Genomic DNA, 17,250 nt, shown 5'->3' with positions numbered 1-17,250 from the left:
TGGCACGTGATGGATCCGGTGTTCTTCCAAATCCTGGGGCCGCTGCGTGCCGGCGTCCAGGACCGGACGGTGGAGCTCGACGACGACCGGGCGCGGCTGGTGCTGGCGGCCCTTCTGCTTGAGGCCCTGGAGGGGAACGGTCCCGTCGCCACGGACCGCCTCGTCCAGGCGGTCTGGGGCGGGCAGCGGCCCGCCTCGGCGCGTACCCAGGTCGCCATCGCGGTGTCCGGCCTGCGGCGGGCCTTCAGGCAGGCGGGGTACGGGCAAACCGTGATCGAGACCGTCCCGCCCGGGTACAGGATCGCCACAGGGACCATCGACGCGCGCATTGCGGAGCGGCACATCGCGCGGGCGCGCGCGGCCGGAACGGCGGGGCGGTATGAGGAAGCCTCGAAACACTACCGGGACGCGCTCTCGCTTTGGCACGGGCCCGTTCTGGAAGGGCTTCAAAGCAGTCTGGTGGTCACGGGCGCTCTCCGCTGGGAACGACTACAACTGGCCGTGACCGAAGAGGCCGCCGAGGTGGAATTGGCCTTGGGACGCCATCATGCGCTCATCGGCGAGTTGCAGGGGTGGGTGTCCCAGTATCCCTTTCACGAACGGCTGCGTTCTTTACTGATGACGGCTTTGATGCGGGCAGGGCGTCATAGGGAGGCCCTGGAGGTCTATAGCGTCGGCCGCCGGGTGCTGCGTGAAGGGCTCGATCTCGACCCGGGCCGTGAACTGCAAAGCCTGTACGAATCCATCCTTCTCGACGGCGCGTGGCGGCAGGGGGAACCTCCGTCCGCGTCCCAGGAGGCCACGCCGCCGCCCAACGTGTCACCCACCCACGGTTGGCCGGTCAATCGCTCGCGGTTCACCGGCTCACCATTCATGAGTCCACCGGTCGCGGGCTCGCCGCCTAGTGTCCGGCCACCTGGCGCCTGGCCGCCCGACGTGCCGGAGCCGCCCGCCGCGAAGTCGTCGAGGGCAGGCAGGGCCCCACGGGCGATGCCCAGCGGCAGGTATTGCGCGGGTGCCGTCCCCAGAACGAACCGCTGGCGCGGCTCGCGTGGCCCCAGGCGACCGTACGGTTCCTCAGGCGAACACCCGGGGGGCCGCTAGCGCGCGACGCGGCCACCCTGCGCCGTCCTACGGCTGGCTCTGCGCGCCGCCGTCCGCGTCGCTGTTGTGCATCGCGTCGTGTTGCCGGCGCGGGGAGCACACAGAAGCCGACGGGCACGAGCAACGGCCCCCTGCGTTCAGGCGGACGGTCACCGTGTCCGCGGGGACGTTGCGGCCGACCACCTGCCCCGGGCCGTTGGGGGTGTCCACTCGGGTGCCCAGGGCGGGCATCCTCTCGTGCGCCTCGACGTAGAGCGGGTGCTCGTACTTCAGGCAGCACATCAGGCGGCCACAGGCACCGGCGATCCTCAGCGGGTTGACCGGAAGGTCCTGCTCCTTGGCCATCCGCACCGAGACCGGCTCGAAATCCTTGAGGAAGGTGGCGCAGCACAGGTCGCGCCCACAGGGACCGATGCCGCCCTGCAACCGCGCTTCGTCGCGAGGGCCGACCTGGCGCAGTTCCACGCGGGCCTTGATGTTGCGGGCCAGGTCGCGGACGAGGGCGCGGAAGTCCACCCGGTGCGGCGCGGTGAAGTAGATCTTGAAGACGTTGTCGGCGTCGAGATAGTCCACGCCGATGACCTTCATCGGCAGCTCGTGCTTGCGGATCAGCCGTTTGGCGATGCTCCGCCCCTCGGCGCGCCGCCGCCGGTTGCGCTCGTCCCGGGTCAGGTGCTCCTCGCCGGCGGGGCCCTCGCACACCGGAAGCCCCTCGATGTCGTCCGAGACCCACTGGGGCGCCCACACGCACTCGGCGACCTCGGGGCCCGCGTCCGTGGGGACCAGCACCTTGTCGCCCACCTTCGGCGAGTACGGGCCGGGGTCGAGGTAGTACAGGCGTCCGTAGCGGGTGAAACTGACGGCCATCACCATGCCCACGGTTTCGCTCCGTTCGCCCGATTTCTGGACACCATATGCGGTTTCCAGGGGCTGTGGGCGAATCGACCGGAACACCAGGTCGAAGACCAGGCGGGATCGGCACCCCGCCGGGAAGGCGCTCACCAGGTGGCGTCGAGGAGGTCCTTCGCGGGGACGGGATCGGCGCCTTCGGGGTAGAGGGTGCCGTCTTGCGTGGAGATCAGCAGGTGGTCCCCTGTGTGGTCGGCGTCCAGGCGGGACACCGTGCCCCCGGCCGCCTTCCGTTTCCACAGCACCTTCCCGGGACGGCCGGCCGGCAGCGCGTACGCCTGGAGCGTGAGCTGCCCGCCCTGCGCGAGTCCTAGCACGACGGTGCGGCCGTCGCGGTTCATCACGGCGGTTCCTGCGCTGCCCTCGGGCAGCTTGAACAGCGCCTTGCTCGCTTGCAGGTTCCCGGGGGCGGCCGTGGAGGTGTCGAGGGTGCGGAACTGGCGGACGGCCTTGCCGCCGACCTTTCGCGTCGGGCTCCACACGAACGCCAGTGTGGAGCCGGACCAGGAGAGGCTGCCGACGCGTCCAGGAGTCTTGGACGCCCACGTCTTGTGCTGGCCCGTCCGTGCGGACACGACGTCGAGGCGGGGGCGCGCTCCGGGACGGTAGGTCACGTACGCGATCGAGTCGCCGTCCGGGGCGACGGCCAGGTCGGACCAGGGCGCGGAGGCCCCTGGGATGGCGGCGCGGGTCAGCGGGACGAGTTCCTCGACCCCGCCGTCCTTCCCCAGCCGCAGCCGCTGGAAGGTCACCCGGGCCGCCTGACCGGTCGCCCGAGCGGCCCCGCCCTGCGGATCGACCGCAACCACAAAGGAGCCGTCGTCCGCCGACGCGACCCGCTGGAACCGCTTGTCCTTCGGTGCCGCCACGGGGAGGCCGACGTCGCGTCCCGTACGGACGTCACGGACGACAAGCGCCTCTCCGGAACCCCGTACCCCGACCACATACCGCGGCGCGGCACGATCCTGGTCCGCGGCGGGCTTGGCGGAACGTTCCTCCTCACGGTCGCGCGGGTCGCCGTAGGAGTGGGCGAAGTCCACGCCACCGCCGATCACCAGCGCGACGGCCGCCGCGACACCGATCGGGACGACGCCCTTCCAGCCAGACCGGATCCAGGCGACCATCGAGAGGCGGTCCGGATCCTCCTGCTTGTGGTCCATAGGGGTAGAGCCGCACCAGCCTTCCGTTCTCGCCCCATTCTTCGACCCGTCGTTTCTACCTCATCTTCCGGTCCACGGGAGCCAAGAAGGGCGAAGCGGCGCCGCCGCGTCAGGGCCCCGACACGCCGTCGGGTCGCGTCTTGCCTGGTCAGCGCGCTGCCGCCAGCGCGGCCCTGGCGGCGTCCACCGTCTGGGACCGGTAGGCGGCGCCGAACAGCGCGACATGGACGAGCAGCGGGTGCAACTGGTGCAGCGGCATGCGGTCGCGCCAGCCGTCCGCCAGCGGGGACGTCTCGTCGTAGGCGGCGAGGACACGCTCCAGATGGGGCGCGCCGAACAGGGCGAGCATGGCGAGGTCGGTCTCGCGGTGCCCGCCGTGCGCCGCGGGGTCGATGACCACGGCGCGGCCTTCCCGCGTCCACAGGACGTTGCCCGACCAGAGGTCTCCGTGGATCCGGGACGGGGGTTCGGGCGGCCCCGCCAGGGCGTCGATCTCCTCGATGACGCGCTCGATCAGCCGGCGGTCGCCCGTCCCGAGGTGGGCGGCGCCGCGGCGCAGGAACGGCTCCAGACGGCGCTCGGCGTACCAGCCCGGCCAGTCACCCCGGGTCAGGGTGTTGTCGAGCGGCAGATCGGCGATGAAGCCCTCCCAGGGGGCACCGTACGCGGCGGGCGGAGCGGCGGAGTGCATGATCGCCAGCTCACGCCCGAACCGTTCGGCGGCGGACGCGGTGGCCGTCCCCCGCGGCAGCCACGGCAGGACCAGCATCCGGTCGTCCTCGGCCAGGACCTCCGGGACGGGCGGCGACCCGGACCCGGCGGACGCGGCGCCGTCGGCCAGCCAGCGCAGGCCCGCCGCCTCGGCGGCGAACACGCCGGGCTGGTCGGGAGCGGCCTTCACGAACACCTCGCGCCCATCGGAGAGCGTGGCGCGATGCAGCGTCCAGGAGTGGCTCGTCCCGAGATCGATGATCGCCTCGACCCGCACGCCGCCGCCGAGCAGCCTCGCGATCGCCTCACGTTCCACGCGCATGTCCGTGCTCCAAGCCGTGCCTCCCCGGCCCGCGAGGGGCGGGTCAGGCGTCCTCGTACGTGGCCGCGCGGATCTCGTCCAAGAGGCCCGGCATCGCGGCCTCGACGAGTCCCAGAACGTGGTCGAAGTCGGACGAGTGGCCGTAGTAGGGGTCGGGCACATCCAGATCGCCGTCCGCGGCCGGGTCGAACTCGCGCAGCAACCGGATCTTCTCCCGGGACGCGGCGTCCGGGGCCATCGCGCGCAGCGCCTGTGCGTGCCCCTCGTCCAGCGCCACGATCAGGTCGTACTTGGCGAACCAGCCGGGCTCGAACTGCCGGGCGATGTGCGCCGACCGGTACCCGGCGCGTCGCAGGGCCTCGACCGTACGGGGGTCGGCGGCGTCGCCCACGTGCCAGCTGTCGGTGCCGGAGCTGTCGACCTCGACGTCCAGTCCCTCCTCCTCCACGTGGTGGCGCAGGATCCACTCGGCCATCGGGGAGCGGCAGATGTTGCCCGTGCAGACGAACGTGACTCGGTACGGCATGCCTTCCATCCTGCCCGAGGCCGTGGCATGCCCCTGCGCCACCAGGCAGTATGGCAAACCCCTGGGCCAGGATCTGTCGGAGCGTCCCGGCCCAGGGGTCCCCTGGCCGTGTCAGGTAATAGGGCTTACTTCGAGACGGCCCTGAGCGCGTCGATGATTCCGTTGCCGAAGAAGCCGTTGCGGGTCTTCGTCCCCTCGCAGGTCTGCGTGGAGGTGAACTTGACCCACTCCCCGTTCTCAAGCCTGAACCACTCGTAGGTGACGGTGCCGGGCTTGGGGCATGCCTTCGGGGTGGCGGTGCCGCGCAGGACGGACTCCACGACCTTCGGCGACAGCGTCAGGCCGCCGTTGCGGCGGTCCGGCTTGCCGTACTTGCTGATGATCAGAGCGGCGACGCCCACCGCGTGCGGGGACGCCATCGAGGTGCCCTGGATCGACTGGTAGTACGCGCAGGTGCGGCCCTTGCAGTCACGGATCACCCGGGTGGTGTTGGGCGTGCCGTCCGGGTTGAGCTCGCCGCGCTCCCGGGCGATCGACTCGGGGTAGGCCGCCCAGATGCCGCGCGCGTCGTCCGGCTTGCCGTCGGGCGTGTCGACCTTGTCTCCACCGGGCGCGGCCACCGCGATGTACCCGTTGCCGTGGCTGGAGTAGTACGACTTGCGGGTGCTGATCCCGGTCGCGGAGATCGGGATCACGTGCTTGCCCTCGGACGGCATCGAGATGCAGCTCGGCGGGATGGTCCGCTCGTGCGGCTGCTCGCCGGGCTCGGACGCGAAGTTGGGGCTGGAGCCGTCGGTGTTGGTCTTGGTGTAGTCGACCAGCTCGTTGCCCGCCGCCGCGATGAGCGTGACGCCGTGGGCGTAGGCGAAGTCCAACGCGCGCTGCGCGGCCTTGATGACGGTGCGCTGCTCGGCCTGGTCCTCGGGGGAGTCCGCCGGGTTGGCCGCGCAGTTCCACAGCCACGGGTCGATGTAGTACGACATGTTCACCACATCGATGCCGTTCTTGGCCGCGTAGGTCAGGCCGTCAACGGTGGGCTGCAGGAAGAAGTAGCCCGAGTCCTGGCCCACCCGCAGGTTGACCAGCGAGACGTTCGGGGCGACACCGGCCATGCCCAGGCCGTTGCGCGGCGAGGCGATGGTCGAGGCCACGTGCGTGCCGTGCTCGTTCTCGTCCACGTCCGCCGGGTCGTTGCAGGACTTGTCGGGCTCGGCCTCACAGGGCCCGTCGACCTCCACGCCGTTGGCGTCGGCGGGGATGTCGACGGTGAAGTTCCGGCTCAGCTTGGCGTTGAAGTTGGGCTTGATGTCGGGGTGGTTCCCGTCGATCCCGGTGTCCAGAACGCCGACCAGCACGCGGCGGTCGCCCGGCTCGGCCTTGTACGAGCCACCGGCGGTCGCGTGGATCTGCTTCATGTCCCACTGGATATCGGCCAGCGGCTCCTCGCCCTTGCCCGGCTTGCCCACCTTGGTGGCGCCCTTGGCACCGGTCACCTTCTCCACGCTCTTGCCCACGTGCGAGGACGGGGCCTTGGGGGCACGGCCGATGACCCTGTTGGCCGCGGCGCCGTCCAGCGCCGCCTGCCGTGCGACGAGCGCGGTGAACCGGGTGTTGGACGACTTCACGGTCGCGACGCCCACATCGGTGTTCTCGCGGACGATGCTGCCGCCCGCCGCCTTCACGGCGGCGCGGGCCTGGTCAAGGGACACGCCGTCCTTGTACAGGACGACGTATTCCTTGGCGCCCTGTTCCTGGGAGCGACTCGGTAGTGCGGACGCTGGAAGCGCAAGAGCCGTCGTGGTGACGACGGCGACCGCTGCCGCGGCTGTGATCACTGCGCGCCGCAACTGCACACCTCCTATATAGGGGTATGAGCCCATTTAGTGGACTCAGCCAGGAGACGTTACGGCAGAGCAGATTGAGGCATCTGTACGGATAAATAACAAAAAGACAGGAGATTTGTTGGCAAACTCCCCTTAGCCACCAGGCAGGAGCCGGGCGGCGCACGCGCACCGGATGGCGGACAAGGGGGCGAGATCAGGTGGTGCGGGTGCGGAGCGCCAGTGTGAGGGCCTCCACCGCCAGTTGCGGGTTCACGTTGGCGTCCAGGCGTTCCCGGCACTCCATGATCGCGTCAAGGCGCCGGAGCGTCGCCTCAGGCGTGCCCTGGGACGCGGCGGTACGGAGCTCGGGCGCCAGGTCGGTGTTCACCAGCTCCGTACCGGCCCCGAGCTGCAACGCCAGCACGTCCCGGTAGTAGGAGGCCAGGTCGAGCAGGGCGCGGTCGAGCGAATCGCGCTTGACCCGGGTCGCCCGGGACTTCTGGCGGTCCTCAAGCTCCTTCAGCGCACCGGCCGTGCCACGCGGCATCCGGCCCTTGGCGCTCTCCCCGAGCGCCTGCCGCAGAGCGCTGGTCTCGCTCTCGTTCAGCTCCTCGCTCATCGCCCTGGCCTCCGCCTCGGCGGCCTTCACCAGGGCCTCGGCCGCGGCGACGGCGGGACCCACGGACGTCAGCCGCCGCGGCACCGCCAGCACCTCCGCGCGGCGCCGCCGCGCCTCCGGATCGGTGGCCAGCCGCCGGGCCCGGCCCAGGTGCCCCTGCGCCGCCCGGGCGACCATGTCCGCGGTCTCCCGGTCGACGCCGTCCCGCTGGACGAGCACGTCCGCGACCGCCGAGACCGGCGGGGTGCGCAACGTCACCAGGCGGCAGCGCGAGCGGATGGTCACCAGCAGGTCCTCGGGTGACGGCGTGCACAGCAGCCACACCGTGCGCGGCGGAGGCTCCTCGATCGCCTTCAGCAGCGCGTTGGCGGCGGCCTCGGTGGCGCGCTCGGCGTCCTCGAACAGGACGATCTGCCAGCGCCCGCCGCTCGGGGACGACGAGGCCCGCAGCACCAGCTCCCTGGTCTCGCGCACCCCGTACGACAGCCCCGCGGGCCGCACCACCTCAAGGTCGGCGTGGGTGCCCTGAAGCACCTGGTGGCAGGGCGCGCAATGGCCGCATCCACGCGGGCTCTCCGAGCACTGCAACGCCGCCGCGAACGCCCTGGCGGCGGTGGAACGCCCCGATCCGGGCGGACCGGTGAACAGCCAGGCGTGCGCCATCTTCCCGTCCGATTCCACGGCGGAGCGCAACTGCCCGACGACCGGTCCCTGCCCCACCAGGTCATCCCACACGCTCATGGGCACCAGGCTACGGCCTGCCGAGGCGCCCGCGAGACCGGACGCGGACGAGCCGGGCGTGAGGCGGGTCAGACGTCGGTGATCGCGGGAAAGGTGCTGGTGACGTCCTCGGTGCCGGCCGGGACGGGGTCGGGCAGGATCTCGCGGATCCGGTACTGGATCTCGCGGGCGATCTCGGCCTGCGGACGGCTCGCGTCCACGATCAGGTAGCGGTCGGGGTCGGCCTCGGCGAGGGCGCGGAAGCCCTCCCTGACCCGCTCGTGGAACTCGTAGGACTCGCCCTCGATCCGGTCCGCCGGGGACGCCAGCCGCCCGAGCCCCGTCTCGGTCGGGACCTCCAGCAGGATCGTCAGGTCCGGGACGAGCCCGCCGATGGCCCACGCGTTCACCCGGGCGATGGCCGAGACCTCCTGCCGGCGTCCGAAGCCCTGGTAGGCCAGGGAGGAGTCGACGTACCGGTCGCTGACCACGATCGCGCCGCGCTCCAGCGCGGGACGGATGACGTTGGCGACGTGGTCGGCGCGGTCGGCCGCGTACAGCAGCGTCTCGGCCCGCGCGGACAGCCCGGTGGTCTCCTTGTCGAGCAGCATGGCGCGCAGCCGCATCCCGATCTTGGTGGCGCCGGGCTCGTGCGTCGAGACCACGTCGTACCCGTGGTCGCGCAGCCAGATCGCGGCCAGCCGGGCCTGGGTGGTCTTGCCCGCGCCCTCGCCGCCCTCGAACGCGATGAACACGCCACGGTCACGGATCACCGCGGGGCCCTGCGCCGCCTCCTCGGGCGGGGTGTAGACGTACCCGCGCAGCGCCGCGGCCAGGTCGGGACGCAGCGGGATGCCGCGCCGGTCGTCCAGCCGCCTGTACGCGACCACCCCCGCGGGCGCCGACAGCACCGCCACGATCAGCAGCGCCAGGCCGGTCCCCGAGGCGTCGTAGGTCGCGCCGCCGAGCTCCAGCCGGTGGTCGCCGATCAGCCCGGCCAGCGGCGGGACGGCCGCGAACACCACCAGCGCGGTGAGCAGCGCGACCGCCCGCAGGTAGGCGAACGCGCGGAGGACGTCGTCGGGAAGACGGGTGCCGAGCGCCCAGGCGACACCGGCCGCCATCCCGGCGAACGCGGCCAGGAACACCACCACGACCAGGTTCTGGACGAGCGCGATCGGGACGAGCGCCAGCGCCGCGGCGATCGCCGTGAGGCCGAGCAGGCGGCGCCGGCTGAACGGCTCCAGCATGCGGGGGCCGAGGAACAGGCCGAAGGCCAGGCCGGTCGCCAGGCCCGCGAGCAGCGATCCGTACCCGGCGTCCCCGCCGCCGAGGTTGCGCGCGTGCAGGCGCGCGACGGCGATCAGGGCGGCGACGACCAACGCGACGACGGTCGCCGCCAGGGTGAGCCCGCGCACAGCGTCGTCGTGCGCAGGGCCTGCGGCGTGCGCTCCAGCCACGGGCGTGCCTTCCGGATGCCCGCGCTTGGCTCCACGCCGCCCACGCTGGCTCTGCCCGTTACGAGCCTGCCCCTGGGCGGGGTGGCTCTGGAGCCGCTGCCCCTGGAAGAGGAGCTTCAGCGGGGACGGGGACGGGGGCGGCGTCGTCGTGGCGCTGGAGAAGACCTCGCTGGCGGTGAACGTGGTCGCCGCAGCGGCGAGGAACAGGACCGCGGTCACGTACAACGGAAGGTCGGCGCGCTCGGCCACGCCGAACGCCGCGTCCGCGATCAAGGCCAGCACCGCGAAGACGACCGCGGCCACGGGCGCCATGCCGTACCCGGCGCGCAGCATCGAACGGCGCGCCTCCTCCCGGCCCTCCTCGGGGACCAGGACGGGCAGCGACGCGTCCACCACGAAGATCCACGGCAGCGACGCGAACGCCACCAGGAACGCCGCGGCCATCGTCCAGGGCACCGCGTCCACCAGCGGCACCGACACCACCACCGCGAACCGCAGCACGTCCGCCGCGACCAGGGTGATCCGCCGGTCCAGGCGGGACGTCACGGCCCCGGCCACCGGAGCCAGCAGCAGCGCCGGCAGCACCAGCAGGACCAGGACCCCGGCGATCGCCTGGGCGCGCGACGACAGGTGCTCGTCGCGGGTGAGCGTCCCCGCCAGTGCCGTCAGGGCGGGAAGGCTCAGCCAGAAGCCGAGGCTCGACAGCGAGACGGCGGCGCGCAGCCGTCGGAACGGCCCGATCGCCGAAGCGGCCGGCCGCGGCTCGGCGGACCGCGACGGCCCGGTGGTGCCCGTTCTGTTCATGTCGGTCAGGGTATCGGCGCCGATGTCGCGAGGCCGGATTTTCCCCGTCCTCCGTGACCGCAAACCGTCCCGGGACGAACCCGAACCGTCCCGGACCGTCCTAGGAACCGGACTTGGCCGAGGCCCGCCGGCGCGGCGACGCCTTCTTCTTGCCGCCGCTCGCGGCCACCTTCTCACGCCGCTCCGCCAGCAGCTCGGCGGCGCGCTGGATGGTGATCGACTCGACCTCGTCGCCCTTGCGCAGGCTGGCGTTGGTCTCGCCGTCGGTGACGTACGGGCCGAACCGGCCCTCCTTCACCACCACGGGCTTGCCGCTGACCGGGTCATCGCCGAGCTCACGCAGCGGCGGCGCCGCGGCCGCCCTGCGCCCGCGCTGCTTGGGCTGCGCGAACAGCTCCTTGGCCTGCTCCAGCGTGACCGTGAACAGCTCCTCCTCCGAGCCGAGCGACCGGCTGTCGTTGCCCTTCTTCAGGTACGGGCCGAACCGCCCGTTCTGCGCCGTCACCGGCTCGCCGTCCAGCTCGCCCAGCTTCCTCGGCAACGACAGCAGCTTGAGCGCGTCCTCCAAGGTCACCGTGTCCAGCGACATCGACTTGAACAGCGACGCCGTGCGCGGCTTGGGCGCGTCCTTCTTCGCCCGCTTCTTCGGCGCCGCCTTGCCGTCGGCCTTCGGCTCCTGGGCGGTCTCGGCCTCGGGCAGGATCTCGGTCACATACGGGCCGAACCGCCCCGACTTGGCCACGATCTTGTGCCCGGTCTCCGGGTCGACGCCCAGCTCCCGGTCACCGCTGGGCTGCGCGAACAGCTCCTCGGCCTTGGCCGCGTCCAGCTCGTCGGGCGCCATGTCCTCGGGGATGTTGACCCGCTCGCCGTCCCGGTCCAGGTACGGCCCGTACCGGCCGACCCGCACCATGATGTCGGTGCCCGCGATCGGGAACGAGCTGATCCCCTTGGCGTCGATGTCGCCGATGTCGCCGACCAGCTCCTTCAGCCCCTCGCCGCCGTTCTCGTCGCCGAAGTAGAACCGCTCCAGCCACCGCACCCGCTCGGCCTCGCCACGCGCGATCTCGTCGAGGCCGTCCTCCATGTGCGCGGTGAAGTCGTAGTCGACCAGGTTGCCGAAGTGCTGCTCCAGCAGGTTGATCACGGCGAACGCGAGGAAGGAGGGCACCAGCGCCGTGCCCTTCTTGAACACGTACCCGCGGTCGATGATCGTCCCGATGATCGAAGCGTAGGTGGACGGCCGCCCGATCTCCCGGTCCTCCAGCTCCTTGACCAGGCTCGCCTCGGTGTAGCGGGCCGGCGGCCTGGTCGAGTGGCCCTCCGCGCGCACCGACCGCGCCGCCAGCGCGTCGCCCTCCGTCAGCGCCGGCAGCCGCCGCTCCTGGTCGTCGGTGTCGGTGGACGGGTCGTCGGCGCTCTCCACGTACGCCTTCAGGAACCCGTGGAAGGTGATCGTCTTGCCGGTGGCGCCGAACTCGGCGACCTCGTTCGCCGTCGAGGTGCCCGTCACCCGCACCGACACCGACTGGCCCTCGGCGTTCTTCATCTGGCTGGCGATCGTCCGCTTCCAGATCAGCTCGTACAACCGGAACTGGTCGCCGGACAGGCCGGTCTCCGCGGGCGTCCGGAACACCTCGCCCGCCGGGCGGATCGCCTCGTGCGCCTCCTGCGCGTTCTTGACCTTGCTGGAGTACACCCGCGGCTTGTCCGGGACGTACTGCGCCCCGAACAGCGTCGTGGCCTGCCGCCGCGCCGCCGTGATCGCCGTGTCCGACAACGTGATCGAGTCGGTCCGCATATAGGTGATGAAGCCGTTCTCGTACAGCTTCTGCGCCACCGACATCGTGTACTTCGCCGAGAAGTTCAGCTTGCGGCTGGCCTCCTGCTGGAGGGTCGTGGTGCGGAACGGCGGATAGGGCTTTCTGGTGTACGGCTTGCGCTCGACCGACGTGACCTCGAACGGGCGCCCGGTGAGCCGTCCCGCCAGGGCCGTCGCGGCGTCCTCGTCGAGATGGAGCACGTCGCGCGTCTTCAGGGTGCCGTCGGACGCGAAGTCGCGGCCCTGGGCGACGCGCCTGCCGTCCACCGAGATCAGCCCGGCCTTGAACGTCGGGGGCTCGCCCTCCACGTCCTTGCCGGTCTCGAACTCGCCCTGGATGTCCCAGTAGTGCGCCGGGACGAACGCGATCCGCTCCCGCTCCCGCTCGACCACGAGCCGGGTCGCCACCGACTGGACGCGGCCCGCCGACAGCCCCGGCATGACCTTCTTCCACAGCACGGGGCTGACCTCGTACCCGTACAGGCGGTCCAGGATCCGGCGGGTCTCCTGGGCGTTCACCAGCTCCATGTCCAGGTCGCGCGGGTTGGCCGCGGCGGCGCGGATGGCGTCGGCGGTGATCTCGTTGAACACCATCCGGTGCACGGGCACGCTCGCCGGCGGCTTGAGCACCTCCTTGAGGTGCCAGGCGATCGCCTCGCCCTCGCGGTCCTCGTCCGTCGCGAGATAGAGCTCGTCCGCCTCCGCCAGCAGCTTCTTGAGTTTCTGGACCTGCTGCTTCTTGTCGGCGTTGACGACATAGAGCGGCTCGAAGCCGCGCTCGATGTTCACGCCGAGCTTGGCCCAAGGCTCGCCCTTGTACTTGGCCGGCACCTCCGAGGCCCTGGGCAGGTCCCGGATGTGGCCGATACTGGACTCGACGATATAGCCGCCGCCCAGATATCCGGCGATCGTCTTCGCCTTCGCGGGCGACTCAACGATCACCAGGCGGGTGCCGTTACCACGGCCGTTCCCGCCCTGACCACGCTTAGCAGTGCCGTTCTTGGCTGGCACAGTCGCTCCAACCTCGCTGTCTGGTCTTCCATCGCACGGGCTAGCTAACGTTTCCCGACGACGTTTTCATGCCCGAGAGTTCCCACCGCCGCCCGCCGGTCAGCGCCCGCTTCGCCGGGAGTGCGGGCCGCGTCTCCCGCCGTCGCGAACCCCAGACAGGATGACACGTCGCCACCACGGGTGCGGACCAAGACCGGCTCCAGACTCCCCCTAGAGGCGCGGCCGGGTCATAATGGTCCGCGATGGTGGAGTACACCTACCGAGTCCTGCGACTGCCGCGCGGCACCACCCGTGACACCGCCCGGCGGGTCCTCACCGAGCACGCCGAACACGGCGGGTGGGAACTCGACCGGTTGCGCCTCAACCCAGACGGCAGCCGCCGAATCCAGCTCCGCCGCAAGATCATCCGCCAGGTCCGCACCTTCTGAGCCTTCCGCCGCGCACCGTCCACGACCGGGGCGGCATGCCGGCACCCTATAACTCCTCGTAACCGACCACGCCATCCCCTATCCCTATCCAAAACCCACGGCCCCCAAAGCCGCCGGTTCGTTCAATCGCCGCACCGAACGCCACTTCGACATCTCAAGCCACAGGGGATAGGAGTAACAATCCCAAACGCCATACGCCGGCAAAATCATCCCGCCTGGGCGGAGGACGGCGCGCCGGCGTGAGCGAACGACGCGCCGCCCGGCACCTCACCGGTGACCCGGCCGGGAGCCCGACCCGGTGACCCGGCGACGCGGAGCACACCGGCCACGGTGGCCGATGGAGGAGGGGATGGCGACGACACGATGCGAGCGGACGGAGAGCATCCTTCCCGCATCGAGCAGTGCGCCGGCACTCACGATGGCCGCCGGGCCGCCAAGGCCGCCCTTACGTTCGGTAAGGATATCACCACTCAAGGCAACATCGGGAGGCTTTTCCGCGATTTCTCAGGCGAGATCGAGGAAATGATCGAGCACCTGAACCCCGAAGTGAAGGCCGTCGACGGGCACGCGCTCGTCCACGCCATGGAACATTCCGGAAAAATCCAATTCCGGCGGTAGTTTCAGCGGCGAGAACCCGAAGCAGCGCATCCCCAGCTTGGCGAAGGCTTTGGCGTCCGTCCCGCCGCTCAGGCAGTACGGCACGGGCAGCGCACCCGCGTCCTGCGAGGTCAGCGCCGCCTCCATGGCCGCGACCAGGGCGCCCTCGTACTCGGTCTCGACGGCCTGGTCGTGATAGATGAAATCGCGCTCGACGTCCGGTCCGAGCAATTCATCCACGGTCGCGAAGAACTCCTCCTCGTGCCCGGGAAGGAACCGGCCGTCGACCTGCGCCTCCGCCTCCTGCGGAATGACGTTCGTCTTGTACCCGGCGTCCAGCCGCGTCGGATTCAGCGTGTTCCGCAGCGTCGCCCCGATCATTCGCGCCAGCGGACCGATCTCCTTGAGGCACCTCTCCGGATCGTCCGGGTCGAACTCCACCCCGTACGCCCGGCACGCCTTCTCTAGGAAGGTCCGCACCGTCTTGGTCAGCCGTATGGGGAACTCGTGCGACCCCATCCGCCCCACCGCCGCCGCCAACGCCGTGACCGCGTTGTCCGGATGCACCATCGACCCGTGCCCGGCCGTCCCCTTGGCCTTCAGATGCATCCAGGCGATGCCCTTCTCGGCCGTCTCGATCAGGTACAGCCGCCGGTCCCCTGGAACCGTCAGGCTGAACCCCCCGACCTCCCCCACGGCCTCCGTACACCCCTCGAACAGCTCAGGATGCTCCCGGACGAGCCACTGGGCACCCCACTTCCCCCCGGCCTCCTCATCAGCCAGGAAGGCCAGCACCACGTCCCGCGGAGGCTTCCGCCCCTCACGCAGCCGCCGCCGCACCACGGCCAGGATCATCGCGTCCATGTCCTTCATGTCCACGGCCCCGCGCCCCCAGACGCACCCGTCCGCGATCTCCCCACCGAACGGGTCCCGCGTCCAGTCCTCCTTACGCGCGGGCACCACGTCCAGATGCCCATGCAGCAGCAACGCGTCCCTCGACGGATCCTCCCCCTCGATCCGCGCGACGAGGCTGGTCCGCCGGGAATGCGACTCGAAGACCTGCGCCTCCAGCCCCACCTCCGCCAGCTTCTCCGCCACATACTCCGCCGCCACCCGCTCCCCGGGCCCCGAATGATCACCCGGGTTGCTGGTGTCGATCCGGATCAACTCCTGACAAAGCTGGACGACCTCGTCCACTGTGCTCACCTTCGCGCCGGCAGTGCGTACCCGACCATCGTGCCCCGCCTTCGACGTCGCCGCGACTCTGGACCTTTGGTAAGGTGAACCCGCCGTAGCACGCCTACGGCCTGTCCGGGTGGCGGAATAGGCAGACGCGCTAGCTTGAGGTGCTAGTGCCCTTCACGGGGCATGGGGGTTCAAGTCCCCCCTCGGACACCATCAGTTACCCCACGGTAACCAACACAGTCCGGGCTGAATCGGATTTCAGCTCGGACTTCATCGTTTCCAGGGCAGTACGTCATCTTCAGTCCGAGCCGCTCGTAGAGCTTGGCCTTCATCTCAGGCTCGGCATCGGGGATGACCTGCCGCAGGTCGTCCACCTGCCGCACCAGCCCGGCGATCTCTTCCTCGCCCAAGACCTGCACCCGGCAGCCCTGCGCTTCCCGGAGGGCCTTCTCGGCCGCGGCCTGCTCCGCCTCGATCTCGGCGATCCATCGGGCGATGGTGGCGGAGTTGCCACCGGCCTCCAGGGCGGCGCGGTGCCGGTCGAGCTTGGCAGCGCAGTCCTTGAGCACCGCCTTGGCCCGGGTCACCGCCGAGTCGGCAACCGTGGGCATCTGGGCCTGCTGCATGGCCTTGATGCTCTCGGCGATCCGGTGGGGTGCCAGAACAAGGCCGAGCCATCGGTCCAGGTCGGGCAGCACGTGGTCCTCGCGGACGTAGACGTTGCGCGGGTGCTCGATCTTGTTGGCCAGCCCGTACTCCTCGGGGAAGCGGCACCGGTAGTAGGTGGCGTGCCCGCTGTGATGGGCCTGCATCTTCCGTTCGCAGATGTCGCACCACAGCGCGCCCTTCAAGGGGTAGCAGCGCTTGGTGTGGCGGGGCTTGGACCTGCCGGTCTGCGGGCGGCGGGTCAGGAGCTTGCGCTGCGCCTGCTCGAAGATGTCCATCTCGATGATGACCGGGTGGACGATCTTGTCGGAGAACACCCAGCGGTCGCGCGGGTTCCAGCGCTGCTTGGTGGTGTGGCCGAGCGCGACGTCTTCGACATCCAGCAGGACCTCGTCCTTGCGCTGCTTGTTCCACACCTGGTAGCCGGTGTAGCGCGGGTTCATCAAGATCGCCCGGACGGCGTTCTTGGACCAGGCCACCCCGCACCGGTGCCGGTTGCGGGCCGGGTCGTGCGCGGACGGGCACGGGATTCCGTCACGAGTGAGCCCTTCAGCGATCGCGAAGTACCCGCGCTCGCGGTAACCCCACAGCCCGAGGAACTCGGCGAAGATCCGCTGCACCACGGCGGCGGCGAACTCATCGATGACCAGGCGGTGCAGGCGCTTGCCGTCGGCGGCCTTGGCCGGGTTGGGATGCGGACCGGCATCCACGAGCCGGTACCCGTACGGAGGCCGCCCGCCCAGGAACCGGCCCTCGGTCGAGGTGATCGCGGCCATCGCCGACCTCACCCTGATCTTGATCCGGTTCCGCTCGCCCTTGGACAGGCCCCCGAAGACACCCATGATCATGTCGTGGGCCTCGTTGGCCGGGTCGACAGGGCCTCCGACCTCGGGCACCCACAGCGGGATGCCGAAGTGCTCGAACAGCGGGAAGGTCAGGGAGTACTGGTTGCCGTAGAAGGCCCGGTGCGGCTCCCCGATCACCACGGCGTCGAAGTCCCTGGCCGGGTTCTTGAGCTGGTTGATCAGCTCGGTCGCCTGGGGTCTGCGCGCCCAAGGGATGGAACGGGACTTGTCGACGTCGAAGAACTCCGCGACGATCCGCCCGCCCTTGGGTTCGATGAGAGCGTTGGCCCGGCGGAGCTGCCATGCACGTGAGGCTTCGGGGTCCTGGTTGTCTTCGGTGGAGACGCGTCCGTAGAAGGCGAACAGCCTGGCCTCTCGCTGCACCCCTTCGTTGGCGCTGAAGGCGGCGACGTGCTGCATGTGTCCATCTCCCTGCGCTGGTCATATGCGGGACCCGGTCGGGACGCCGCCGCCTGGATGATCTGGAGGAGCACCCAGGCGGCGGCAGGCGTGAGCCGAGGCGGCTCGTCCGGAAGCC

12 protein-coding genes and 1 tRNA gene are annotated in these 17,250 nt (G+C 70.5%); 3 read left to right on the top strand and 10 right to left on the bottom strand.

Features of this window, described 5'->3' with window-relative positions; all coding sequences use genetic code 11:
• The first annotated feature begins 9 nt into the window (after positions 1–9).
• Positions 10–1,104 carry a BTAD domain-containing putative transcriptional regulator gene (locus ACGWYJ_RS19450; RefSeq protein WP_395107492.1) on the top strand — a complete coding sequence of 365 codons (1,095 nt, stop codon included), beginning with the start codon at positions 10–12 and terminating at the stop codon, positions 1,102–1,104.
• Between the two features lie 27 nt (positions 1,105–1,131).
• Here the strand turns inward: ACGWYJ_RS19450 and ACGWYJ_RS19445 are convergent, their stop codons facing one another.
• From ACGWYJ_RS19445 to topA, 8 genes are all read right to left on the bottom strand, one after another.
• Positions 1,132–1,977, bottom strand: a complete 846-nt coding sequence (locus ACGWYJ_RS19445; RefSeq protein ID WP_395107547.1) for a stage 0 sporulation family protein — start codon at positions 1,975–1,977, stop codon at positions 1,132–1,134.
• A 125-nt stretch (positions 1,978–2,102) separates the two neighbouring features.
• Positions 2,103–3,173, bottom strand: coding sequence for a hypothetical protein (locus tag ACGWYJ_RS19440; RefSeq protein ID WP_395107490.1), 1,071 nt, complete (start codon positions 3,171–3,173; stop codon positions 2,103–2,105).
• Between the two features lie 148 nt (positions 3,174–3,321).
• The gene (locus tag ACGWYJ_RS19435; protein WP_395107489.1) at positions 3,322–4,206 is read right to left on the bottom strand and encodes a fructosamine kinase family protein; all 885 of its coding nucleotides are present in this window, start codon (positions 4,204–4,206) and stop codon (positions 3,322–3,324) included.
• 43 nt (positions 4,207–4,249) lie between these two features.
• Positions 4,250–4,732: a low molecular weight protein-tyrosine-phosphatase gene (locus tag ACGWYJ_RS19430; protein ID WP_395107488.1), complete on the bottom strand. Its 483-nt coding sequence runs from the start codon at positions 4,730–4,732 to the stop codon at positions 4,250–4,252.
• Between the two features lie 125 nt (positions 4,733–4,857).
• A complete protein-coding gene (locus ACGWYJ_RS19425; protein ID WP_395107487.1) occupies positions 4,858–6,441 on the bottom strand; it encodes a S8 family peptidase in 1,584 nt (527 codons plus the stop codon).
• Positions 6,442–6,769: 328 nt separating this feature from the next.
• Entirely contained in the window at positions 6,770–7,915 is a 1,146-nt protein-coding gene (locus tag ACGWYJ_RS19420; RefSeq protein ID WP_395107486.1) for a DNA polymerase III subunit delta', read from the bottom strand.
• A gap of 68 nt (positions 7,916–7,983) precedes the next feature.
• Complete coding sequence (gene tmk / locus ACGWYJ_RS19415) at positions 7,984–10,158, bottom strand: dTMP kinase (protein WP_395107485.1); 2,175 nt, start codon at positions 10,156–10,158, stop codon at positions 7,984–7,986.
• 100 nt (positions 10,159–10,258) lie between these two features.
• The gene (gene topA / locus ACGWYJ_RS19410; RefSeq protein WP_395107484.1) at positions 10,259–12,991 is read right to left on the bottom strand and encodes a type I DNA topoisomerase; all 2,733 of its coding nucleotides are present in this window, start codon (positions 12,989–12,991) and stop codon (positions 10,259–10,261) included.
• Between the two features lie 242 nt (positions 12,992–13,233).
• On the opposite strand from topA, the gene ACGWYJ_RS19405 reads away from it, so the two are divergent.
• Entirely contained in the window at positions 13,234–13,419 is a 186-nt protein-coding gene (locus ACGWYJ_RS19405; protein WP_395107483.1) for a DUF5703 family protein, read from the top strand.
• A 504-nt stretch (positions 13,420–13,923) separates the two neighbouring features.
• Here ACGWYJ_RS19405 and ACGWYJ_RS19400 read toward each other — a convergent pair.
• A complete protein-coding gene (locus ACGWYJ_RS19400; protein WP_395107482.1) occupies positions 13,924–15,222 on the bottom strand; it encodes a M20/M25/M40 family metallo-hydrolase in 1,299 nt (432 codons plus the stop codon).
• 103 nt (positions 15,223–15,325) lie between these two features.
• On the opposite strand from ACGWYJ_RS19400, the gene ACGWYJ_RS19395 reads away from it, so the two are divergent.
• Positions 15,326–15,414, top strand: a tRNA-Leu gene (locus ACGWYJ_RS19395).
• Here the strand turns inward: ACGWYJ_RS19395 and ACGWYJ_RS19390 are convergent.
• Positions 15,393–17,132, bottom strand: a complete 1,740-nt coding sequence (locus ACGWYJ_RS19390; RefSeq protein ID WP_395107481.1) for a recombinase family protein — start codon at positions 17,130–17,132, stop codon at positions 15,393–15,395. The genes ACGWYJ_RS19395 and ACGWYJ_RS19390 overlap by 22 nt on opposite strands.
• Between the last annotated feature and the right edge of the window lie 118 nt (positions 17,133–17,250).

Source organism: Actinomadura sp. SCN-SB (assembly GCF_043906805.1).
Classification (GTDB): Bacteria; Actinomycetota; Actinomycetes; order Streptosporangiales; family Streptosporangiaceae; genus Spirillospora.
Note: the sequence above shows the minus strand (reverse complement) of the source record. Positions and strands in the feature narration are given on the sequence as shown.